The following is a 21,275-nucleotide window of genomic DNA, read 5'->3' as shown; positions in this document are numbered from 1 at the left end:
GCATCACCGACAGTTGTGTTGATCATGGAGGAGCCACCCGTGGAGTTCGACGTCACCATCGAGATCCCTAAGGGTTCGCGAAACAAGTACGAGGTGGACCACGAGACCGGCCGGATCCGCCTTGACCGTCGTCTCTTCACCTCGACCAGCTACCCGGCCGACTACGGCTTCGTGGAGAACACCCTCGGCGAGGACGGCGACCCGCTGGACGCGCTGGTCATCCTGGACGAGCCGACGTTCCCCGGCTGTCTCATCAAGTGCCGTGCGATCGGCATGTTCCGGATGACGGACGAGGCCGGCGGCGACGACAAGCTGCTGTGCGTCCCCGCCTCGGACCCGCGTGTGGAGCACCTGCGGGACATCCACCACGTGTCGGAGTTCGACCGCCTGGAGATCCAGCACTTCTTCGAGGTCTACAAGGACCTGGAGCCCGGCAAGTCGGTCGAGGGCGCGGACTGGGTGGGCCGCGCCGAGGCCGAGGCCGAGATCGAGGCCTCGTACAAGCGCCTTGAGGCGCAGGGCGGCGCGCACTGAGCGCACGTCCCCCGGGCCTGCGGGCCTGAGAGGCGCGAACGGACACCTACGAGCGGCGGGCAGCGCACCCCTACGGATGCGCCGTCCGCCGCTCGCGTGCGCCCGTTTCGACGCCCGTGTTCATACTGAACGGATGGTTGTGCGAACCGTGCCGGAGCGGCACCGACGAGAGTGAGTGAGGGCGAGCAGTGGTGGCCGATCGGGACGAGCCGGAGGACCGTAAACCTCCGTCCGACGAGGCGCACAGCGCGTTCACCCCGCCGTCCGGCATGGACCAGGTGCAGGTTCCCGAGGAGGACAGCCCCACCTCGGAATTCGCGATTCCGCAGGGGCTGAGCCCGGAGAGCACGCAGGAGACCGAACGGTCCGCCTTCGACCCGCCCCGGAGCTATCGCGCCCGGCAGTCGTCCCACGCGTTCACGCCCGCCGAGGGCGTGCCCGTCGTACGGCTGCGCAAGGAGGTGCCCTGGCAGGACCAGATGCGCACGCTGCTGCGGATGCCGGTCGGGGACCGGCCGGTGACGGAGATCGTGCAGCGGCACGACGAGGCCGGGCCCGCCGTGCCGCGTGTCCTCGACCTGACGTTGCGTATCGGCGAGTTGCTGCTGGCGGGCGGCGAGGGGGCCGAGGACGTCGAGGCCGCGATGTTCGCGGTCAGCCGCGCGTACGGGCTCGACCGCTGCGAGCCCAACGTCACCTTCACGCTGCTGTCGATCTCCTACCAGCCGTCGCTGGTGGACGACCCGGTGACGGCCAGTCGCACCGTACGCAGGCGGGGCACCGACTACACCCGGCTCGCCGCCGTCTACACGCTCGTCGACGACATCACCACCGAGGACACGGACATCACGCTGGAGGAGGCGTACCGGCGGCTGGCCGAGATCCGGCGTAACCGGCATCCGTATCCGGGATGGGCGCTGACCGCCGCCAGCGGGCTGCTGGCCGGGTCGGCGTCGGTGCTGGTCGGTGGTGGTCTGGTGGTGTTCGTCGCGGCCCTGATCGGCGCGATGCTGGGCGACCGGCTGGCCTGGCTGTGCGCGGGGCGCGGGATCCCGGAGTTCTACCAGTTCGTGGCCGCCGCGATGCCGCCGGCCGCGATCGGGGTGGCGCTGACGCTGGGCGCGTCCGCGACGAACTGGGAGATCCGGCCGTCCGCCGTGATCACCGGTGGCCTCTTCGCACTGCTGCCGGGGCGGGCCCTGGTCGCGGGCGTCCAGGACGGGCTGACCGGCTACTACATCACCGCCGCCGCCCGGCTGCTCGAAGTCATGTACTTCTTCATCGCGATCGTGATGGGGGTGCTGATCGCGCTGTATCTGGGTGTTCAGCTGAACGCCCAGCTCAACCCGGACGTGGCGCTCCAGGCCGGGGAGGGCCGGCCGGTGCTCCAGATCTGCGCCGCCGTGGCGCTGAGCTTCGCCTTCGCGATCCTGCTCCAGCAGGAACGTTCCACCGTGCTGATGGTGTCCCTCAACGGCGGCGTGGCCTGGACCGTGTACGGGGCGATGCACGACACCGGCGGGATCTCACCTGTGGCGGCGACCGCGGGCGCCGCCGGTGTGGTGGGGCTCTTCGGGCAGCTGTTCTCGCGCTACCAGTTCGCGTCGGCGCTGCCGTACGTCACCGCCGCGATCGGGCCGCTGCTGCCCGGCTCGGCGACGTACTTCGGTCTGCTCGGATTCGCGCAGAACAATGTGAACGAAGGGCTGGCCTCGCTGTCCACGGCCGCCGCGCTGGCCCTGGCCATCGCCATCGGGGTCAACTTCGGCGGCGAGCTGTCCCGGCTGTTCCTGAGGGTGCCGGGATCGGGACGCGGGTCGAGCCGCCGCGCGGCCAAGCGGACGCGCGGCTTCTGACGGCGTGGGCGCGGGGTCCGGGCGTCAGCGCCGGGCGTGGCGCCCGCGCGGCGGGGACTCCGGGTCGTCCGGCTGGCCGTACGGCCGGGGCGCGCCGTACTCGTCGCGCGTGACGCGCAGCTGCTGCGTCTGGAAGTCCTGCGGCACCTGGGTGTGGCCGGCGGGCGGTACGTGCCCGGTGGGCGCCGTGGGCTCGCCCGACGCGGCGGCCTTCTTGGACTTGGAGCGCGCCCGCATGAACTCGATCACGATCGGCAGCACCGACAGCGCCACGATCAGGATCAGGATCATTTCGATGTTCTTGTGGACGAACTCGATCTTGCCCAGCGCGGCACCGAGCAGCGTGACGCCCGCGCCCCAGAGCACACCGCCGATGATGTTGAACGTGACGAACGACCGGTAGTTCATGCGGCTGACGCCCGCGATGATCGGCGTGAACGTGCGCACGACGGGCACGAAGCGGGCCAGCACCAGCGACTTGGGGCCGTACTTCTCGAAGAACTCGTGCGCCTTCTCCACGTTCTCCTGCTTGAACAGCTTGGAGTCGGGGCGCTTGAAGAGTGCGGGGCCGACCTTGCGGCCGAAGAGATAGCCGACCTGATCACCGACGATCGCCGCGAGCACGATCAGGAGACAGACGAGCCACAGAGGCTGTTCGAGCGTGCCGGCCGTCACCAGCAGTCCGGTGGTGAACAGCAGCGAGTCGCCCGGCAGGAAGAAGCCGATGAGCAGGCCTGATTCGGCGAAAACGATGACCAGGACGCCGATCAGACCGAAGGTCCCGATCAGATAGTCCGGGTCGAGCCAGCTCGGTCCGAGCGCAAGGGTTGTCACGAGGTCCGGGCTCCTGAGTCGATAGTCGGTCGATCGTCGAAATCGGCCGTCGCTGCATCAGCGTCGTCCAGCCGCCATCAGCGGTTGTCGGCTGCCCAAAGCTATCAACGCTCAGCCCCTGACTGAGGTTCCACCCGGTCCGCACGGCTTGAGATGGGCGTGGACAGGTCCGAAGCGCGCTTTTCGTCCCCGGTCCACGCCGTCGCTCCCGGCGCCGCACCGCCCGGTCTCCTCGTAGCCCGCCCTCCCCGGCGCCGCATCGGCGTCCGGTCGGTGGGTCCGGTACGGCATCAGTCTGTGTCCGCACGCCACGTGAGGTGCGCGCTCTGCCCATGGGATCGGTTTGCCGCATTTGTGCCATTACGGTGTGCGCGTGGCCACTGACGCTCCGTCCGCCCCGTCCGCCTCCCCCGCCCCGTCCGGGCGCACGCTCCTCCCGCTGATTCTTCCCTCGCTGCTCGTCGGTGTGGTCGCGAGCCTCGTCCTGCTCGGGGTCAGCGAACTGGCCGATCTGCTCAAGAACGTGCTGTGGCAGACGCTCCCCGACGCGCTCGGCATCGGCCGGCACTCCTCTCTGTGGATGATCGTGATGCTGACGGCGACCGGGCTGGCGGTCGGTCTCGTCGTACGGCAGGTGTACGGGCACGCGGGACCCGACCCCGCCACGACCGGGCTCGTCGATCCGCCACTGGCGCCCGGCGTCATGCCCGGTCTGCTGCTGGCCACCGGTCTGGCCCTGGCGGGCGGGGTGAGCCTCGGGCCGGAGAACCCGATCACCGCGGCCAACATCGCGCTCGCCTACTGGCTCGGCCGCAAGATCGCTCCCGCCGCCCCGGCCGCGCTCTGGGTCCCCCTGGCCGCCGCCGGCACGATCGGGGCGCTCTTCGGCACACCCGTGGCCGCCGTGCTGATCCTCACCGAGACCTTCGCCACCCGGCCGGGGCCCGGCTCGCTCTGGGACAAGCTGTTCGGACCACTGGTCGCCGCCGGGGCCGGCGGGCTGATGACGGTCCTGATCGACCATCCGACCTTCGACCTGGACCTGCCCGACCATCCGGGCGCCCGCTGGAGCGACGCCCTGGCGGCGCTCGTGATCGCACCGCTCGCCGCGGCGCTGGGTATGGCCGCCGTGTACGCCTTCCCGTACGCCCACAAGGCCTTCCGGCGCCTCGGACGTCCCGTACTCGCCCTGACCGTCGGGGGGTTGATCCTCGGCCTCCTCGGGGCGCTGGGCGGATTCCTCACCCTCTTCAAGGGCCTGGACGAGGTGAAGACGCTGGCCGCCGACCCGGACGGCTGGTCGGCGGGGCAGTTCGCGCTGATGTGCGGGGTGAAGACGGTGGCGCTGGTGATCGCGGGGGCCTGCGGCTTCCGGGGCGGACGGATCTTCCCGGCGGTCTTCATCGGGGTCTCCTTCGGGCTGTTCGCCCACGCGCTCGTGCCCGCCGTGCATCCGACCGTGGCGGTCGTCTGCGGCGTGCTCGGCGTCCTGCTCGCCATCACCCGGCAGGGCTGGCTGAGCCTGTTCACCGCGGCCGTGCTGGCGGCGGACCCGAACCTGCTCCCCCTGCTGTGCGTGGCCGTGCTCCCCGCCTGGCTGCTGGTGACCGGGCGCCCCAAGATGCAGGTCGACCTGGACGGAGCGGCCCTGCGGTGACCGGCGCCGGCGGGATGGCCCGAACGGACGCCCGGCGAGCCGACGGACCGTTTTGTCCGTATCGTCGCGCCTGACGTCCCTGCCGCCGAAGCCCGACCACCGAGGAAGCCCCCATGCCCACGTCCGTGAACGTCGCCGTCATCTACTACTCCGCCACCGGCACCCTCACCACGATGGCCAAGGCCATCGCCAGGGACGCCGAGGCCGCGGGAGCGGCCGTACGGCTCCGCAAGGTCGGCGAACTCGCCCCGCAGGCGGCGATCGACTCCAATCCGGCCTGGGCCGCCAACATCGAGGCGACCGCCGACATCGCCGAGGCCACGCCCGACGACATGATCTGGGCGGACGCCGTGATCTTCGGCTCCCCCACCCGCTACGGCAACGTCTCGGCGCAGCTCAAGCAGTTCCTGGACACGCTCGGCGGTCTCTGGCAGCAGGGGCAGCTCGCCGACAAGGTCTACAGCGGCTTCACCGCGTCGGCCACGCCGCACGGGGGCCAGGAGACGACACTGCTCGCGCTCTACAACACCATCCACCACTTCGGCGGCATCCTCGTCGCCCCCGGCTACACGCACGAGTCGAAGTTCGTCGACGGCAATCCGTACGGCACGTCGCACGTCTCCGGACAGGGCGACCTCCCGGTGAACGAGCAGACGCTGACCGCCGCCCGCGTCCAGGCGGAACGGGTCGTGAAATTCACCCGCGCCATCAAGGCCGGCCTCGGCGCCTGAGGCGAGAGACCACGGGAGACAGGGAAAGCGATGGCACTCCAACGCGGCACGCAGGGCGCCGAGGGCAATATGAGAGGCCCGGCGGAGGATCCGGCGGACGACCACGCCGAGCGGCGCCGGCTGTCGCTCAACCCCTTCTTCGGCGAGGCCGACCCGACCAACGGGATGTCGTCCGCCCCGCCCACGCACCGGCTGCCCGACGGGCCCATGCCCCCGTCCACGGCCTACCAGCTGGTCCATGACGAGCTGATGCTCGACGGCAACTCCCGGCTCAATCTCGCGACTTTCGTCACCACCTGGATGGAGGCCCAGGCCGGGGTGCTGATGGCGGAGTGCCGGGACAAGAACATGATCGACAAGGACGAATACCCACGCACCGCCGAGTTGGAGCGGCGGTGCGTCACGATGCTCGCCGATCTGTGGAACGCCCCCGACGCGTCCGCCGCCGTCGGCTGCTCGACCACCGGCTCCAGCGAGGCCTGCATGCTCGCCGGGCTCGCGCTCAAGCGCCGGTGGATGACGAAGAACCGAGACCGCTATCCGGGGAGCGCCAAGCCCAATCTCGTCATGGGCGTCAACGTCCAGGTCTGCTGGGAGAAGTTCTGCAACTTCTGGGAGGTAGAGGCCCGCCTCCTGCCCATGGAGGGCGACCGCTTCCATCTCGACCCGCAGGCCGCCGCCGATCTCTGCGACGAGAACACCATCGGTGTCGTGGCCATCCTCGGCTCCACCTTCGACGGCTCCTACGAACCCGTCGCCGAACTCTGCGCGGCCCTCGACTCCCTCCAGGAGCGCACGGGGCTGGACATCCCCGTCCATGTCGACGGCGCCTCCGGCGCGATGGTCGCGCCCTTCCTCGACGAGGACCTCGTCTGGGACTTCCGGCTCCCGCGCGTCTCCTCGATCAACACCTCCGGGCACAAATACGGCCTGGTCTACCCGGGTGTCGGCTGGGCGTTGTGGCGCACGGCCGCCGAACTGCCCGAGGAACTGGTCTTCCGCGTGAACTACCTGGGCGGGGAGATGCCCACCTTCGCGCTGAACTTCTCGCGGCCCGGCGCGCAGGTGGTCGCCCAGTACTACACCTTCCTCCGGCTCGGCAGGGACGGCTTCCGGGCCGTCCAGCAGGCGGCTCGCGACGTGGCCTGCGGGCTGGCCGACCAGATCGGGGCGATGGACGACTTCCAACTGCTCACCCGCGGCGACGAACTGCCCGTCTTCGCCTTCACCACCGCGCCGCACGTGACGAACTTCGACGTCTTCGACGTCTCGCGGCGGCTGCGGGAGCACGGGTGGCTCATGCCCGCCTACACCTTCCCGGCCAACCGCGAGGATCTGTCGGTCCTGCGCGTGGTCTGCCGCAACGGATTCTCGGCCGACCTCGCCGCGCTGCTGCTCGCCGATCTGCGGCTGCTGCTGCCGGAACTGCGGCGCCAGCCGCACCCCTTGGGGCGGGACAAGTCGGCGGCCACGGCCTTCCACCACTGACCGGCGTGTGAGCGTGCGGATGATGCGCATGAATTCCCCCCGAGGTCCGCGGAGCACCGTGCGCCGCGTGCGGTTCCGCCTCTGATACACCGCGAACCCCGAAAAGGTTCCGACCGACCACCGGCCACCGGCGGCCGGCCGCCGGCCGCCGCACGGTCAGTGGCTGAGCCTGCGGAACCGCCCGACCGCGAGCGGGAAGAACAGCGCGGTCAGCGCCACCGGCCACACCAGCGCGAGCAGATGCGCGTGCTCCGCCGCCCACGACCCGTCCAACTGCCCCGGTATGCCCGCCAGATCACGTACCGCCGCGGCCGTCGCCGACAGCGGGTTCCACTCGACCGCCGCCCCCAGCCAGCCCGGCATGGACTCCGGTGTCGCGAAGGCGTTGGAGAAGAAACCGATCGGCCAGACCAGGATCTGCACCGCCTGCACCATCTCCGGCCTGCCGGCCACCATCGCCAGGTGGATCCCGAGCCACAGCATCGCGAACCGCAGCAGAAGCAGCAGCCCCACCGCCCCCAGCAGCGCCGCGGTTCCGCCGTGCCAGCGCCAGCCCAGCGCGAACCCGACCCCGATCATCACCACCAGGCTCAGCGCCGACTGCATCATGTCCGCGATGCTCCGGCCCACCAGCACCGCCGAGGTCGCCATCGGCAGGGAACGGAACCGGTCGATGACGCCCTTGCCCAGATCCTGGGTGACGGCGAGCATCGTGGCCTCAAGCCCGAAGACCATGGTCAGCGCCAGCATTCCGGGGACGAGGAAACCGATGTACTCGCCCTCGACGCCGCGCCCCGCCCCCATCAGATAGCCGAACATCAGCAGCAGCATGACCGGGAAGGCCAGCCCGACGACCACCTGGACCGGCTGCCGCCCCCAGTGGGCCAGTTCGCGCCGGGTCATGGTCCAGCTGTCGGTGATCACCCAGGTGTTCGTCGTACTCATACGGCCTCCTTCGTACGGTGCGTCAGCCGCAGAAAGACCTCGTCCAGCGTCGGTCTGCGCACCGCGATGTCCGCCGCCTCGATCCCGGCGGCCTCCAGCGCCTGTACGGCCCCGGTCAGCGCGGCCATCCGGTCGGCGGCGGGCACGCCGATCAGCCGGCGGTCCTCGTCCACCGTCGCCCCGTCCCCGAACAGCCGCGCCGCCGCGGCCAGTTGTCCCGCGTCGCGGACGACGACGTCGATCCGGTCGCCGCCGACCTCCGCCTTGAGCTGGTCAGCGGTCCCCTCCGCGATCACGCGTCCGTTGTCGATGACCGAGATACGGTCCGCCAACTGGTCCGCCTCCTCCAGATACTGCGTGGTCAGCAGGACGGTCGTCCCTCCGCCGACCAGCGAGCGGACGGCGGCCCACACCTCGGCCCGCCCGCGCGGGTCGAGTCCGGTCGTCGGCTCGTCCAGGAAGAGCACCGCCGGGTCGGTGATCAGCGACGCCGCCAGGTCGAGGCGGCGCCGCATGCCCCCGCTGTACTGCTTGACCGCCTTGCGTCCGGTGTCGGCGAGCCCGAAGCGCTCCAGCAGTTCGACGGCGCGCGACGCCGCGCGCCGGGCGCCCAGATGGTGGAGCCGCCCGAACATGTCCAGGTTCTGCCGCCCGCTCAGTTCCTCGTCCACCGCCGCGTGCTGTCCGAGCAGCCCGATCCGCCGGCGTACCTCCTGCGCCTCCGTACGGAGGTCGTGGCCCGCGACCCGGACCGTGCCCTCGTCGTGCCGCAGAAGCGTGGCCAGCACCCGTACGGCCGTCGTCTTGCCCGCTCCGTTCGGCCCGAGAACCCCGTGCACGGTGCCGCGCGCCACCACCAGGTCGAGCCCGTCGAGCGCCGCCTTCTCCCCGTACCGCTTGCGTACGCCTTCCATGACGACCGCGTCCGTCGCGTCAGTCAATGCCTTCGCCTCCAGCCCCTCCGCCACGTAGTCAAACTTGACTACGCAGCGAAAGGTAACCCGGGAGGCTTGATTAATCAAACTTGATTAGATGGATTCCGCGGCACGGTGGGACTGGTCAGTCGTCGTCGCCCTCGCTGCGGACGCCCGTCGCGTACGGGTTCTCCTCGCCCTCGGCGAGCACCCCGACGAACGGGTCCCCCTCGCCCGAGAAGACATGGGCGCCAGCCTCGATGCGCTTGATGAATCCGCGCGTCCACTCCACCCCGGAGTCGGCCTGGCTGATCCAGAGATTCATGATCTCGCCGATGTGCCCGAGCTGCTCCGGGCCGTCCTCGGGCACGTAGTGCTCCGTCACGGACGCCCGCCAGCCCTCGATCGCTCGCACGCGCTCCTTCAGCAGTTCGATCGCCTCGGCGCGCGGCAGGTCGACGATGAAGCCGACACCGGCCGACAGCACGTCCGCCTTCTGGTCGTAGGCGACGAGGGACTCACGCAGCAGCCGGAAGTACTCGGCCGTCCCGGCCTCCGTCAGCTCGTACTCCGTACGAGGCGGACCGCCCGCCGTGCTCGGCGCTACCTCGTGCGCCAGCAACTCCCCCTGCTTCGCCATCTGTTTGAGCGCGTGGTAGATCGAGCCGGGCTTCGCGTTCGACCACTCGTGCGCGCCCCAGAACTCCAGGTCGTTGCGGATCTGATAGCCGTGCGCGCGGCCGTGCTGGCGCACCGCGCCGAGCACCAGCAGCCGGATCGCTGACATCGCCATCCCCTTCTATTCAACTTTGACTAGAGTACTCGACATGACAGAGAAGACCATCCCGCTCCTCCCGTGTCAGACCATCCAACCCGTAGTCGACTTCTACGCCGCACTCGGCTTCGAGATCACCTTCATACAGAAGAGTCCCTACGCCTACGCGGTCGTCGAGCGCGGTGACGTGGAACTCCAGTTCTTCGGCATGAAGAAGTACGACCCCACCGTGTCGTTCAGCGGCTGCTACGTGCTGACCGACGACGTCGACGGGATGTACGGCGCCTTCCGGGCCGGGCTCAAGGCGGCGTACGGGAGGGTCCCGACCCGGGGGCTGCCCCGGATCGGGCCGGTCAAGGACATGTCGTACGGCGTGCGGCAGTTCCTCATGACGGACCCGGGCGGCAACACCATCAGGATCGGGCAGCCGAACGACGCCGAGAGCGACGGGCACCATCAGCCCCCGCCGAAGGAGCCGTACGCGCGCGCCCTGCACCTGGCGGTCGCCTTCGCCGACTCGAAGCAGGACCTGGGGGCCGCCGTGAAGATGCTGGACCACGCCCTCAGGGACGCCGCCGCGAGCGACAGCGGTCTGGGTGACGGCGACGGCCTCGGTAAGGAGGGCGCGCCGCCGACCCCCGTACAGCTCTACCGGCTGCTCGTGCTGCGCGGCGATGTCGCGCAGCGTCTGGAGCGCGACGAGGAGGCACGCGGCTTCCTCGAGAGGGCCGCCGCCGTCGAACTGACGGAGGCGGAGCGCGCCGAGGTGGTTGACGACTCGGCGCGTGCGGCGGAACTGCTGGAGTCACTCCCCGGGCGCCGCGACCCGGATCTGCCGGAGGAGAGCCGGTAGCCGGTGGCCCGGCCACCCCCGGTTCAGAACGGGAAGACGGAACGCCCGTGCTGCACCGAGATCCACTTCTGGGTCGTGAAGGCGTCGACCATCGACTGGGCGTTCAGCCACTCGGCCCCGGAGTGCTTCTCGCCGCCGAACGGGACGATCGGCTCGTCGTGGCCCGTACCGTCGTTGACGTGGATCATGCCGGTGTTGATCCGCCGCGCGACCCTGACGCCCCGCTCGGCGTCACCGGTGTGGATCGAACCGCTGAGCGCGCACTTGGTGTCGTTGGCGATCCTGACCGCCTCGTCCACGGTGTCGAACGGCAGCAGGATCGCGACCGGGCCGAGTATCTCCTGGGTCAGGACGGGCGAGTCGAGCGGGAGACCGGTCAGCACGGTCGGGGAGACGAGATTGCCGTCGACGGTGCCGCGTACCAGCGCGGTCGCGCCCGCCTCGACGGTCTCGTCGACCAGCGCGCCGACGGCGTCGGCCTGCTGGGAGCTGATGAGCGGGCCGACGACCGTCTTCGGGTCGGCCGGGTCGCCGACGGTCAGCGTCCTGACCTTGGCGACGAACTTCTCGGTGAACTCCTTCTCGACCGAGCGGTCCAGCAGGATGCGGTTGGCCGCCATACAGACGGGGCCCTGGTACGCGTACCGGCTGAAGACCGCCGCGTGGACCGCGTAGTCGACATCGGCGTCGGCGAGCACGATCAGCGCGCTGTTGCCGCCGAGGTCGAGCACGGAGTGCTTGAAGTTCTTCGCGCAGACGACGGCGACGTGCCGGCCCACCCGGTCGGAGCCGGAGAAGGAGATGACCTTCGGTATCGGGTGCTCGATCAGCGCGTCGTCGATCTCGGCGATGTCGGTGATGACGACGTTCAGCAGTCCGGCGGGCAGGCCCGCGTCCTCGAACACCTTCGCCACCAGGGATCCGCCGCAGATCGGGGTGTTCTGATGCGGCTTCAGTACGACGGCGTTGCCGAGCGCCAGCGCCGGGGCGACCGACTTGAGGGACAGCAGGAACGGGAAGTTGAAGGGGCTGATGACACCGACCACGCCGACGGGCGCGCGGTGGACCCTGTTCTCGGTGCCGTCCACGGGCGAGGGGAGTATCCGGCCCTCGGGGCGCAGCGTGAGCTGTACGGCCTCGCGCAGGAGTTCCTTGGCGAGGCGCAGCTCGAACGCCGCTTTCAGGCGCGTACCGCCGAGTTCGGCGATGATCGCCTCGGTGATCTCTTCCTCGCGGTCCTCGACGATGCGCAGCGCGTGCTCGAAGACCTGCCGCCTGGCGTACGGGTTGGTCGCCGCCCAGGTCGTCTGCGCGCGCTCGGCGGCGCGGTACGCCTGGTCCACCTCGTCGGCCGTCGCGACCGCGATCGAGGCCAGCTTCTCGCCGTTGTAGGGATTGAAATCGATGATGTCCCACGAGCCACTGCCGGGCCGCCACTCGCCGTCGATGTACTGCTGGTCGAGTTCGGCGAAGAAGGACATGTGATCCCTAACCTCAGAACCGGAAACTGATGTCACGTCATCATACTTACGCCCCAGCAGAGTCAAGGGGCTTCAAGAACGTCCGAATACCGTCTCTCGCTTGGCTGTACGACATCGGTCGTTCTTGATCGTTCATGGTCGTCCATGGTCACTCCTGGTCGATCGCGCTCGCTCGGGAGTGCTCACTCAGGAGAGTCCCGCTCGGAGCCTTCTCGCTCAGGAGAGTTGCAGCAGACCTCGCAGCAGATCGCGGCTCTCGGCGGGGCCGAGGCTGTCCTCGTGCAGGCGCGTCATCACCCGTTCGTACTGGGTGACTTCCTCCCGCTTGTCGAGATACAGCGCGCTCGTGAGCTGTTCCAGGTAGACGAGGTCGGAGAGGTCCGACTCGGGGAAGCGCAGCATCGTGAAGGCGCCGCTCTCGCCCGCGTGGCCGCCGAAGCTGAACGGCATCACCTGGAGGGTGACCGTCGGATGCTCGGAGACCTCGATCAGATGCGCCAACTGGCCGCGCATCACGGCCCGGTCGCCGTACGGACGGCGCAGCGCGGCCTCGTCGAGCACCGCGTGGAGCCGCGGGGCACGCTCGGAGACAAGGACCTTCTGGCGCTCCTGACGCAGCGCCACACGGCGGTCCACCTCCGCCTGGGGTGCGTTCGGGATGCCACGTCTGACGACGGCGTGCGCGTACGCCTCGGTCTGCAACAGGCCGTGCACGAACTGGACTTCGTAGATCCGGATCAGCGAGGCGGCGCCTTCGAGTCCGATGTACGTCTGGAACCAGCCGGGCAGCACGTCGCCGAAGCTCTGCCACCAGCCGGCGACATTGGCCTCACGGGCGAGACCGATCAGGGACCCTCGCTCCATCTCGTCGGCGACTCCGTAGAGCGTCAACAGGTCCTCGATGTCCCTGGACTTGAAACTCACCCGCCCCAACTCCATACGGCTGATCTTGGACTCGGACGCGCGGATCGAGTAACCGGCCGCCTCGCGCGTGATGCCGCGCGACTCACGCAGCCGCCTCAACTGCGAGCCCAGCAGTATGCGCCGCACCACGGATCCGCCCGGTTCCACTGCGGTCACGTCTCCAACCCTCCCCATACGGTCCATCTCCCACTATTTATCCCACGACACCCTCGGAGTACCCCCGAACCCTGAGAGCCGGATTGTGCCATCAAACGCATCAGCCCGTACTCATTCGATTACAGAAATGAGAAGCCTTTGGGAAGAGCGAGAAAGTAGTCAAGAGAAGAAATAATGCGGAACGCCACATTCCTGGACGAGTCGGGCGCGTGCACGTGCATCTGCCCTTGCATCTGCCCTGCGCATTGGGAACCATGGTCCTCGCCGCACCTGCGTGCTCGTTCGTGTTTGACGTGTTGTGACGCTGTACCACCGCAGTATCGCTACGGCCGCGAATCCCGGGGAGTGCCTCGCATGGGGACAAATGGATCGACCGTGCTTGAGCCGTTAAGGCAGGGGCTTCCGCCGATCGATCCCGCAGCCGTCTCCAGCTCGGCGTCGTGCGCGCTGCCGGCCCGCTACGAAGCGGTGCGCGGCGCACGGCAGTTCACCCGGACGACACTTCTCCAGTGGGAACTCGACGACCGTTTCGACGATGTCGCGCTGGTGGTCTCCGAACTCGTCACCAACGCACTGCGGCACGCCCTCCCCTCGGACACACCGCGCGAGCCGCAGGAGCCGCCCGTACGGCTGCATCTGATGCGCTGGACGACCCGGCTGGTGTGCGCGGTACGTGACCCCAGTCACGCGGGCCCCACGGCGCGCGAGTCGGACGAGGATTTCGCCGCGGAGTCCGGCCGGGGGCTGTTCCTGGTGGACTCGTTCAGCGACACCTGGGGCTGGCATCCGCTCGCCGGCTCGCTGCACGGCAAAGTGGTCTGGGCGCTGTTCCGGCTACGGACCGAATGACGGCGAGCGGCTTACCGAATGACGACGGGCGGCTTGAGGAGATGACCTCGGGCCGTCACTCGACATGCCCCCGGGGCCGCCGGCTGAGGACGCGGCCTCAGGCCGTCAGATGATCGAATTCCCCGTCCTTCACACCCGCCAGCATGGCCACGATCTCGGCCCGGGTGTACACGAGGGCGGGTCCTTCGGGGTGGCGTGAATTCCGGACCGCCACACCCCCGCCGGGCAGTTTGGCGAACTCGACGCAGGAGCCCTGCGAATTGCTGTGCCTGCTCTTCTGCCAGACGACTCCGTGAAGCTCGGTGGCCGCCATGCCGTTGTACGCGTGGTGCACAGGACGCTCCCCGAGTTGCATGGTGCAAGTGTCAACTAGCTCGGATCATAGCTGTGTTCACATGCCAATGCATGAGCAGATGCACGTGCACGGGGGGTGTTCCCTTGACTACAGGCTTGCGAACGTATGCCTCATTCCATAGGACGAACGGAAAGCCCTTTCGGTGCCGCTGTTTCCCGTACTCGTCCGGAACTCGCCGACGCAGTTCTCCGGGGCCGTCCTGGTAGCTTGGCGCGGTCGTGGAACTGAAGGGGGACAGACACATGCACAGGCTCGTACGAAGCGGCGTCGCCGCCGCCGGACTCGTGGTCGCGCTCACTCTCGGCGGCTGTGGCGGCAGTGACAGCGGTGACGACTCCGGCAAGGACAAGGGCAGCAGCGCACCGGCCCCGAGCGAGTCGGAGGCCGGCGACGGCGAATCCACTCCGGACAGCGGTGCCACCGCCGACAGCCTCGAAGGCACCTGGGCGGGAATGACGGAGGGCAAGGCCGTCGCACTGTCCGTCAAGGAGGGCAAGGCCGCTCTCATCGCCGACGAGCACATCTGCCAGGGCGACGTCCAGGAGATGGGCGGCGAGCCGATGCTGTCGCTCAAGTGCGCCGACGGGAACACCGACCGCACGATGGGGTCGATCGACTCCAACGACGGGAAGAAACTGGTGCTTTCGTGGGAGGGCGGCACGAAGGACAGCCTCGCCAAAACGGATCCCGGCAAACTGCCCGGGGGGCTGCCGACCGGCGTTCCGACGCCCTGACGGAGACCGCTTTCTCTTGAAAAGGGCGCCGGTTCACCTGAACCCGGCGCCCTCTTTATGAGGAGGTGACGCGGGCGCGGTCGGCCGCCGCCCTGCCGTGCGCCCACCCTTCGCCGTCGGTCGCACCACGCACCCTGGTCCGTACCGTTTCCGGGAACATCCGCTCCGCGCGGTCGGTGACCGCCATGTCCCGTGCCGCCAGGACGGGCAGCAGCCGTCCTCCCCCGCCGGCCGTCAGGGCGGGGTCACCGGTGCCCGTACCGGCCGTCCCGGCGTCCGTGGCCCGCGCCGCGTCGGCCGTGACCTGTTCGGCGGTGGCCGCGAGCCGTTCGCCGATCCGATGGGCGTACGCCATGAGGAACGACTGCCGGAAGGTCTTCGTCCGCCGTCGGCCCGACGCCCGCTGGGCGGCCTCCGCACGGGTCATCGCCGCGGTCCCCTGCACGAGCAGCGACGTGTGCAGCAGCTCCACGACCTCCAAATCCGGCTCAAAACCGACCACGGTGGAGAATCCGAATCCGCTGTTCCACACCGCCCGGCAGCGGTTGGCGGACGCCACGGCGTCGAGAAGGATCGCCTTCGCCGTCTCGTACGGGGCGTCCACCCCGATCCGGCAGGCGGCCGGTACGTCGCCGGAGTGCGCGCGATCCGCGAGCAGGGCCTCGTCGATGCTGTGCCGGGCCATCAGCTCCTGCGCCTTGGCGCTCAGCGCCTCGGCCTCCTCCGGGAAGTCGGTGCCCTCCGCCTTGGCGAGCAGGGCCCGGATACGGGTGAGCATGCGCGGTTCGCCGTCGGCCGCCGGGAGGTGGACGGGCGTGCCGGGGACCGGTCCCACGGCCTCGATCGCCGGCAGCCGGACCAGCAGCCGGTACAGCTCCAGCGCGGTGGTCGCGGACGAGAAGCGATCGGTGGACCGGGGCGCGGCGCCGGTCTTGCGGTCGGCTTCGAGGTCCGCCGCGATCTCCGCGAGTTGGGCGCCCCAGCGCGGCGCCACCCGTTCGTACCGGACGGCCTCCGCCGTGATCAGCTCGGCGACGAGACAGGTGTGCGGTACGTCGAGATCGCGGCTCACGAGCCGGACGACGTCGGCGGGCTGCCAGCCGCGCTCCCAGGCGCGGCGCAGGAACTGCTCGCCCCGTCGGCGAAGCTCGGTGTCGGCGGCCGGATCGGCGGCGAGCAGCGAGGCGCCGGTGTCGAGACCTCTGCCGCCGTCCGCCACCGGATCGGCGTAGAGCGCGGCGGCGAAGGCGCCGTCGACCGTGCCTGGCATAAGAACCGTCTCCCCTTGTCCGCCCCGCCCCTGACCTGCCCCGGCGACGGGCCTTCCGTCCATGGTCCCAGAGGACGGGTTATCCACAGGCTGTGCATATCGAACTACTGCACGACCTGCGAGATCGCCGGTCTGTCCACAGGTTGAGGGGGCTCCGTCCCACGATCCGGCACCCCGGCCTACCGTGGTGGAACTGCCGATGAGAGGACACGCACGCAGATGGGCGAGAACAAGAAGCTGATGCTGGCCGGCGAGTGGTATCTGCCGGACGACGAGGAGCTGGAGGCCGAGTCGCGGCGGCGGGCCGACCTGTGCTCCGCGTACAACGGCACCAGTGGGGAGGGGCTGCCCGACGCCGACGGGCGCGAGCGGATCCTGGGCGAGCTGCTGGGGTCGGTGGGCGAGGGCGTACGGATCCGGCCCCCGTTCAACTGCGACTTCGGCACACACATCACCATCGGCGCCCGTACGTTCATCAACTTCGGCGCCGTCTTCCTCGACTGCGGGCCGGTCACCATCGGCTCCGACGTCCAGATCGGCCCGAACGTCCAGCTCCTCACGCCGACCCATGAACTCGACACCGAGCGCCGCCGGGCGGGCTGGGAGCGCGCGGCTGCCGTGACCATCGGCGACAACGTCTGGCTGGGCGCCGGCGTGATCGTCTGTCCCGGCGTGACGATCGGCGAGAACACGGTGGTGGGCGCGGGATCCGTGGTCACGAAGAACCTGCCGGCCGGGGTCCTCGCGGTCGGGAACCCGGCGCGGGTGATTCGCGAACTGGTGTAGCGCCCGTGTAGCGCCCGGACCTCTACCGAAGGCCGGGACCGAATCCGAGGGCGGGGTCGGCGCCGGTCAATTCGCAGCTGGCGTCCCACAGGCGGGCCGCCGTGGCGGTGTCGGTCAGATGGCCCTTGACGGTCTCGGGCCGTGGCCTGCCGCGCAGCCCGAAGACCCGCGGTCCCCAGAGCTGTCCTCCGCCGACCTCGGGGTCGAGGACGGCACGCACGGCGGGCCACGCGCCGGCCTCCTTGCCCTGGATGAGGAGACCGGCGGGCAGACCGCGCAGACGCTCGCCGGTGGTACGGACGTGGACCGGCGGGCGGGAGGGGGTGAGCGAGTCCAGCGCCCCTCCCGGGTGGGCCAGCACGCTGAGCACGGTGCTGCCGGCGGCGCGCAGGCGGCGGTCGAGTTCGAGGCCGAAGTACATCTGCGCCAGCTTCGACCGCCCGTAGGTGCGCTTGGGCTGGTAGTCCTCCATGGACTGGAGGTCGGCCAGGTCCAGCCGCTCGGACCTCGCCGCGAAGCTGCCGACCGTCACGACACGGCCTGCGGGCGCGGCGGACAGCAAGGGCGCCAGCCACTGGGTCAGCAGGAAGTGGCCGAGATGATTGGTCCCGAACATCAACTCGTCGCCGCTCGCGGTCTCGCGGCGCGGGGGATCGTCGAGCGCCACCCCGGCGTTGTGGACGACCGCGTCGAGACGGTCGATCTCCAGGGTGTCCACCGAGGACTTGAGCGAGGCCGGATCGGCGAGGTCGAGCTGGAGATGACGGATGTCGGCGGAGGGGACACGGGAGCGGATCGAGACCATGGCGGCTGCCGCCTTCTCGGCGCTGCGGCTGCCGATGACGACGGTGGCTCCGGTGCCGGCGAGCTGCTCGGCGACGAAGTAGCCGATCCCCGCGTTGCCGCCGGTGACCAGGAAGGTCCGGCCCGGGGCCGGGGGCGGCCGGTGAACGTCCCAGCGGTGGTTGCCGGATCGGGACGGGCCGGACGAGCGGCCGGACGACGGGCCGGATCGGGAAGACATGGCGGGCGGGCTCCTCGTACTCGGGACTGCGGGCAAGGCGGGCCGGCTGCTCGGTCGGCCGACCGGAGGGAGCGGGGCGGAACGCCACACGCGGCGCCCGCACCCGTCCCACCGCTCCAAGGCTCGCAGCGGCGACCGACAAGGGGCCGACAGATCCCCGACATCGGCACACGGCACCCCGGGCCCGGCCCCGGTCTGCGCCGCGCCTCGCCCCGTCCCGACTGGTCCCGCCGCGTGTGGTCCCGCGTCCAGGGAGGGCCCGTCGTCAGGTCACGGCTTGATGATCAGCTTGCCGCGTGAGTGACCCGACTCGCTCGCCGTCTGGGCCTGCGCCCCCTCCGCCAGCGGATACGTCCGCGCCACCAGGACGCGCAGCGTGCCGTCCGCCGCCTGCCGGGCCTGCTCGGCGAGGCCCGCGCGGCTCTCCTCCGGGGTCGAGCCGCCTGAGGAGAACGCCACCCCGTGCTCGGCGGCCGTCGGGTCGGCGATCGTGATGACGCGGTCGGCCGTACCGCCGCGCAGGGTGATCGAGTCCGGCAGGGCGCCCTTGCCCGCGGTGTCGAAGACCGCGTCCACGCCCTGGGGCGCGACCGCGCGTACGCGCTCGACCAGGCCCTCGCCGTACGTCACCGGGATGGCGCCCAGCAGCCGTACGTAGTCGTGGTTGGCCGGGGAGGCGGTGCCGATGACCGTCGCCCCGCGCGCCGCGGCGAGCTGGACCGCGATCGAGCCGACGGATCCCGCCGCGCCGTGCACGAGGACGGTCTCGCCCTCCTTCAGGGCCAGGTCGTCGAGGACCCGCCGGGCCGTCTCGCCCGCGACCGGCAGCGCCGCCGCCACGTCCCAGCTCAGCCCGGCCGGCTTCGGTACGACGAGGGTGGCCAGCGTGTACTGCGCGTAGGAGCCGCCGACGGACCAGCCGAGGACCTCGTCTCCTACGGAGAGTCCGATGACACCGTCGCCGACGGCGTCCACGACTCCGGAGAACTCACTGCCGGGGACGGCGGGGAACTGTGTCGGGAAGACCTCGTCCATCCAGCCCTTACGGATCTTCCAGTCGGCCGGGTTGACCCCCGCCGCCCGCACGGACGCGCGGATCTGGCCCGGTGCCGGCTCAGGCTGCTCGATGTCCGCGAGCTGAAGCACCTCAGGACCGCCGTACTCCTCGAAAACGATCGCCTGCATGTCGGCCTCCGTAGCGCGATGTGTCGGTGCGTGTCGATGCGTGTCGGTGCGTATCGATGCGTGTCGATGTCTCTTGCGAGTCATTTCGATGGTCTCCGCCGACGGCTCCGTCCGCCTCTCGAAATGGATCCGACCGGCGCCCTCGCGCACCGGCCCGTTGTCAGACCCGGCTGCGAGACTCGGGCACATGAGCGGACGGTGGGCTCTGGCCCCGGCGGAGGGTGGCGGCGCGTGGCTCGCGCCGCTGGGCGCTGACGCGCGCCCCGCCGGTCCCGTGCTGCGCGAGCCCGATCTCGTCGAGGCGGTCAGGGCCCGGCTGCCGGAGGTGACGCGGTGGGTGTGGCGGTCCACCGCCGAGCTGGCGCCCCGGCTACTGGCCGCCGGTGTGCGGGTGGAGCGGTGTTACGACATCGAGGCGGCGGAGCTGCTGCTGCTCGGCCACGAGGGGCGCCTCGGGGAGCCCCGGTCGGCGGCGGCGGCCTGGGCGCGGCTGCGGCGGGGGCCCGTGCCGCCGGATCCGCCGGCCCGTGCGGCCGAGCCGGGTTCGCAGTCCTCGCTCTTCGAGCCGCAGGCGGGGGCGGACATCTCCTTCGAGGGGCTGCTGGAGGTGTACGCGGAGCAGCAGCGACGGCACGACGCGGCGGAGCATCCGGACCGGATGCGGCTGCTGACGGCCTCGGAGTCGGCAGGAATGCTGGTGGCCGCCGAGATGCACGGCGCGGGTCTGCCGTGGCGGGCGGATGTGCACCGTGAGCTGCTGGACGGGCTGCTGGGTGAGCGGTACGCGGGCGGGGGTGAGCCACGGCGGCTGGCGGAGCTGGCGGAGCAGGTCTCGGCGGCGTTCGGGCGGCGTGTACGGCCCGATCTTCCGGCGGACGTGGTGAAGGCGTTCACGCGGGCGGGGTTCAAGGTGAAGTCGACGCGGCGGTGGGAGCTGGAGGAGATCGACCATCCGGCGGTGGCTCCGCTGATCGAGTACAAGAAGCTGTACCGGATCTGGACGGCGCACGGCTGGAGCTGGCTCCAGGACTGGGTGCGGGACGGGCGTTTTAGGCCGGAGTATCTGCCGGGCGGTACGGTCTCCGGCCGCTGGACGACCAACGGCGGCGGCGCGTTGCAGATCCCGCGCGTCATACGTGGAGCGGTCGTCGCCGACGACGGGTGGCGGCTGGTGGTGGCGGACGCCGATCAGATGGAGCCGCGGGTGCTGGCCGCGATCTCCCGCGACCGTGGGCTGATGGAGGTCGCCGGGCACGACGACGATCTGTACAAGGTGCTGTCGGACCGGGCGTTCGCCGGTGACCGCGGGCAGGCCAAGCTGGCGCTGCTGGGCGCGATCTACGGGCAGACGTCCGGCGACGGCCTGAAGAATCTGGCCGCCCTGCGAAGACGGTTCCCGCGGGCCGTCGCGTATGTGGACGACGCGGCGCGGGCGGGCGAGGAGGGCCGGCTCGTACGGACGTGGCTGGGCCGGACGAGTCCGCCGGCGGCCGGTTCGGAGGACGGCGGCGAGGCGGGTATCCCGCAGGAGACCGACGAGCCGTCGTCCGGTGAAGTGCCGTCCGGCGGGGCCGGGTTCACCCCGGGGTACGCGTCCTCGAACGCCCGCGCACGGGGCCGCTTCACCCGGAATTTCGTGGTGCAGGGCAGCGCCGCGGACTGGGCGCTGCTGATGCTGGCGGCGCTGCGGAGCGCGACCGCGGACATGCGGGCGGAGCTGGTCTTCTTCCAGCACGACGAGGTGATCGTGCACTGTCCGCTGGCGGAGGCGGCGGATGTGGCGGTGGCGATCCGGGAGGCGGGTGAGCTGGCCGGCCGGATCGCCTTCGGGCAGACCCCGGTGCGGTTTCCGTTCACGACGGCGACGGTGGAGCGGTACTCGGAAGCCAAGTGAGCACGGGAGGACCCCACAGGCCCCCACGGG

At 70.3% G+C, this 21,275-nt stretch carries 20 protein-coding genes; 10 read left to right on the top strand and 10 right to left on the bottom strand.

Annotated elements, in window-relative coordinates:
- The first annotated feature begins 39 nt into the window (after positions 1–39).
- Both ACFYNU_RS25365 and ACFYNU_RS25360 read left to right on the top strand, forming a co-directional pair.
- Entirely contained in the window at positions 40–534 is a 495-nt protein-coding gene (locus ACFYNU_RS25365) for an inorganic diphosphatase (protein ID WP_003968257.1), read from the top strand.
- Between the two features lie 188 nt (positions 535–722).
- Positions 723–2,390, top strand: coding sequence for a threonine/serine exporter ThrE family protein (locus ACFYNU_RS25360; RefSeq protein ID WP_388767302.1), 1,668 nt, complete (start codon positions 723–725; stop codon positions 2,388–2,390).
- Positions 2,391–2,414: 24 nt separating this feature from the next.
- Here ACFYNU_RS25360 and ACFYNU_RS25355 read toward each other — a convergent pair whose 3' ends face one another.
- Complete coding sequence (locus ACFYNU_RS25355; RefSeq protein WP_356588707.1) at positions 2,415–3,224, bottom strand: VTT domain-containing protein; 810 nt, start codon at positions 3,222–3,224, stop codon at positions 2,415–2,417.
- 373 nt (positions 3,225–3,597) lie between these two features.
- Between ACFYNU_RS25355 and ACFYNU_RS25350 the strand changes: the two genes are divergently transcribed.
- The 3 genes from ACFYNU_RS25350 to ACFYNU_RS25340 all read left to right on the top strand — a co-directional run bounded on the left by ACFYNU_RS25350 (position 3,598) and on the right by ACFYNU_RS25340 (position 7,100).
- The gene (locus ACFYNU_RS25350) at positions 3,598–4,881 is read left to right on the top strand and encodes an ion channel protein (RefSeq protein WP_356588709.1); all 1,284 of its coding nucleotides are present in this window, start codon (positions 3,598–3,600) and stop codon (positions 4,879–4,881) included.
- A gap of 113 nt (positions 4,882–4,994) precedes the next feature.
- Complete coding sequence (gene wrbA, locus ACFYNU_RS25345) at positions 4,995–5,612, top strand: NAD(P)H:quinone oxidoreductase (protein ID WP_356588711.1); 618 nt, start codon at positions 4,995–4,997, stop codon at positions 5,610–5,612.
- A 69-nt stretch (positions 5,613–5,681) separates the two neighbouring features.
- A complete protein-coding gene (locus ACFYNU_RS25340; RefSeq protein WP_356588936.1) occupies positions 5,682–7,100 on the top strand; it encodes a glutamate decarboxylase in 1,419 nt (472 codons plus the stop codon).
- A 156-nt stretch (positions 7,101–7,256) separates the two neighbouring features.
- Here the strand turns inward: ACFYNU_RS25340 and ACFYNU_RS25335 are convergent, their stop codons facing one another.
- The 3 genes from ACFYNU_RS25335 to ACFYNU_RS25325 form a co-directional block, all read right to left on the bottom strand.
- Positions 7,257–8,045: an ABC transporter permease gene (locus tag ACFYNU_RS25335; protein ID WP_356588713.1), complete on the bottom strand. Its 789-nt coding sequence runs from the start codon at positions 8,043–8,045 to the stop codon at positions 7,257–7,259.
- The gene (locus ACFYNU_RS25330) at positions 8,042–8,959 is read right to left on the bottom strand and encodes an ATP-binding cassette domain-containing protein (RefSeq protein WP_356588938.1); all 918 of its coding nucleotides are present in this window, start codon (positions 8,957–8,959) and stop codon (positions 8,042–8,044) included. The genes ACFYNU_RS25335 and ACFYNU_RS25330 overlap by 4 nt, the downstream gene beginning before the upstream one ends.
- A 145-nt stretch (positions 8,960–9,104) precedes the next feature.
- Positions 9,105–9,746, bottom strand: coding sequence for a PadR family transcriptional regulator (locus tag ACFYNU_RS25325; RefSeq protein ID WP_356588715.1), 642 nt, complete (start codon positions 9,744–9,746; stop codon positions 9,105–9,107).
- Positions 9,747–9,786: 40 nt separating this feature from the next.
- Between ACFYNU_RS25325 and ACFYNU_RS25320 the strand changes: the two genes are divergently transcribed.
- Positions 9,787–10,587 carry a VOC family protein gene (locus ACFYNU_RS25320; RefSeq protein ID WP_356588717.1) on the top strand — a complete coding sequence of 267 codons (801 nt, stop codon included), beginning with the start codon at positions 9,787–9,789 and terminating at the stop codon, positions 10,585–10,587.
- A 23-nt stretch (positions 10,588–10,610) separates the two neighbouring features.
- Here ACFYNU_RS25320 and ACFYNU_RS25315 read toward each other — a convergent pair whose 3' ends face one another.
- Positions 10,611–12,068: an aldehyde dehydrogenase family protein gene (locus ACFYNU_RS25315; protein WP_356588719.1), complete on the bottom strand. Its 1,458-nt coding sequence runs from the start codon at positions 12,066–12,068 to the stop codon at positions 10,611–10,613.
- Between the two features lie 216 nt (positions 12,069–12,284).
- Positions 12,285–13,175, bottom strand: a complete 891-nt coding sequence (locus ACFYNU_RS25310) for a helix-turn-helix transcriptional regulator (protein ID WP_356588721.1) — start codon at positions 13,173–13,175, stop codon at positions 12,285–12,287.
- Between the two features lie 327 nt (positions 13,176–13,502).
- Between ACFYNU_RS25310 and ACFYNU_RS25305 the strand changes: the two genes are divergently transcribed.
- Entirely contained in the window at positions 13,503–13,997 is a 495-nt protein-coding gene (locus ACFYNU_RS25305; protein WP_356588723.1) for an ATP-binding protein, read from the top strand.
- A gap of 97 nt (positions 13,998–14,094) precedes the next feature.
- Here ACFYNU_RS25305 and ACFYNU_RS25300 read toward each other — a convergent pair whose 3' ends face one another.
- Positions 14,095–14,331 carry a DUF397 domain-containing protein gene (locus ACFYNU_RS25300; RefSeq protein ID WP_031230206.1) on the bottom strand — a complete coding sequence of 79 codons (237 nt, stop codon included), beginning with the start codon at positions 14,329–14,331 and terminating at the stop codon, positions 14,095–14,097.
- Positions 14,332–14,594: 263 nt separating this feature from the next.
- On the opposite strand from ACFYNU_RS25300, the gene ACFYNU_RS25295 reads away from it, so the two are divergent.
- Positions 14,595–15,086: a hypothetical protein gene (locus ACFYNU_RS25295; RefSeq protein ID WP_356588725.1), complete on the top strand. Its 492-nt coding sequence runs from the start codon at positions 14,595–14,597 to the stop codon at positions 15,084–15,086.
- Positions 15,087–15,141: 55 nt separating this feature from the next.
- On the opposite strand, the gene ACFYNU_RS25290 is transcribed toward ACFYNU_RS25295, so the two are convergent.
- The gene (locus ACFYNU_RS25290) at positions 15,142–16,356 is read right to left on the bottom strand and encodes a DUF2786 domain-containing protein (protein ID WP_356588727.1); all 1,215 of its coding nucleotides are present in this window, start codon (positions 16,354–16,356) and stop codon (positions 15,142–15,144) included.
- A gap of 219 nt (positions 16,357–16,575) precedes the next feature.
- Between ACFYNU_RS25290 and ACFYNU_RS25285 the strand changes: the two genes are divergently transcribed.
- Positions 16,576–17,142, top strand: coding sequence for a sugar O-acetyltransferase (locus ACFYNU_RS25285; RefSeq protein ID WP_356588729.1), 567 nt, complete (start codon positions 16,576–16,578; stop codon positions 17,140–17,142).
- A gap of 22 nt (positions 17,143–17,164) precedes the next feature.
- On the opposite strand, the gene ACFYNU_RS25280 is transcribed toward ACFYNU_RS25285, so the two are convergent.
- Together ACFYNU_RS25280 and ACFYNU_RS25275 are read right to left on the bottom strand one after the other, a co-directional pair.
- The gene (locus tag ACFYNU_RS25280) at positions 17,165–18,166 is read right to left on the bottom strand and encodes an SDR family NAD(P)-dependent oxidoreductase (protein WP_356588731.1); all 1,002 of its coding nucleotides are present in this window, start codon (positions 18,164–18,166) and stop codon (positions 17,165–17,167) included.
- 270 nt (positions 18,167–18,436) lie between these two features.
- Entirely contained in the window at positions 18,437–19,351 is a 915-nt protein-coding gene (locus ACFYNU_RS25275; RefSeq protein WP_356588733.1) for an NADP-dependent oxidoreductase, read from the bottom strand.
- A gap of 187 nt (positions 19,352–19,538) precedes the next feature.
- Here ACFYNU_RS25275 and ACFYNU_RS25270 point away from each other — a divergent pair, with 187 nt between their 5' ends.
- Positions 19,539–21,245: a bifunctional 3'-5' exonuclease/DNA polymerase gene (locus ACFYNU_RS25270; protein ID WP_356588735.1), complete on the top strand. Its 1,707-nt coding sequence runs from the start codon at positions 19,539–19,541 to the stop codon at positions 21,243–21,245.
- Positions 21,246–21,275 lie beyond the last annotated feature (30 nt).

Origin of the sequence: Streptomyces sp. NPDC006643 (genome assembly GCF_042870175.1) — a bacterium.
In the GTDB taxonomy this organism is placed as follows: domain Bacteria; phylum Actinomycetota; class Actinomycetes; order Streptomycetales; family Streptomycetaceae; genus Streptomyces.
Note: the sequence above shows the minus strand (reverse complement) of the source record. Positions and strands in the feature narration are given on the sequence as shown.

Bases quoted from the DNA above. Each gene is read 5' to 3' on its own strand.
- ACFYNU_RS25315 (WP_356588719.1), bottom strand. From the start codon at position 12,068: ATGTCCTTCTTCGCCGAACTCGACCAGCAGTACATCGACGGCGAGTGG.
- ACFYNU_RS25305 (WP_356588723.1), top strand. From the start codon at position 13,503: ATGGGGACAAATGGATCGACCGTGCTTGAGCCGTTAAGGCAGGGGCTT.
- ACFYNU_RS25280 (WP_356588731.1), bottom strand. From the start codon at position 18,166: ATGTCTTCCCGATCCGGCCCGTCGTCCGGCCGCTCGTCCGGCCCGTCC.
- wrbA (WP_356588711.1), top strand. From the start codon at position 4,995: ATGCCCACGTCCGTGAACGTCGCCGTCATCTACTACTCCGCCACCGGC.
- ACFYNU_RS25275 (WP_356588733.1), bottom strand. From the start codon at position 19,351: ATGCAGGCGATCGTTTTCGAGGAGTACGGCGGTCCTGAGGTGCTTCAG.
- ACFYNU_RS25270 (WP_356588735.1), top strand. From the start codon at position 19,539: ATGAGCGGACGGTGGGCTCTGGCCCCGGCGGAGGGTGGCGGCGCGTGG.
- ACFYNU_RS25295 (WP_356588725.1), top strand. From the start codon at position 14,595: ATGCACAGGCTCGTACGAAGCGGCGTCGCCGCCGCCGGACTCGTGGTC.
- ACFYNU_RS25335 (WP_356588713.1), bottom strand. From the start codon at position 8,045: ATGAGTACGACGAACACCTGGGTGATCACCGACAGCTGGACCATGACC.
- ACFYNU_RS25325 (WP_356588715.1), bottom strand. From the start codon at position 9,746: ATGTCAGCGATCCGGCTGCTGGTGCTCGGCGCGGTGCGCCAGCACGGC.
- ACFYNU_RS25310 (WP_356588721.1), bottom strand. From the start codon at position 13,175: ATGGACCGTATGGGGAGGGTTGGAGACGTGACCGCAGTGGAACCGGGC.
- ACFYNU_RS25320 (WP_356588717.1), top strand. From the start codon at position 9,787: ATGACAGAGAAGACCATCCCGCTCCTCCCGTGTCAGACCATCCAACCC.
- ACFYNU_RS25290 (WP_356588727.1), bottom strand. From the start codon at position 16,356: ATGCCAGGCACGGTCGACGGCGCCTTCGCCGCCGCGCTCTACGCCGAT.
- ACFYNU_RS25330 (WP_356588938.1), bottom strand. From the start codon at position 8,959: ATGGAAGGCGTACGCAAGCGGTACGGGGAGAAGGCGGCGCTCGACGGG.
- ACFYNU_RS25285 (WP_356588729.1), top strand. From the start codon at position 16,576: ATGGGCGAGAACAAGAAGCTGATGCTGGCCGGCGAGTGGTATCTGCCG.
- ACFYNU_RS25340 (WP_356588936.1), top strand. From the start codon at position 5,682: ATGAGAGGCCCGGCGGAGGATCCGGCGGACGACCACGCCGAGCGGCGC.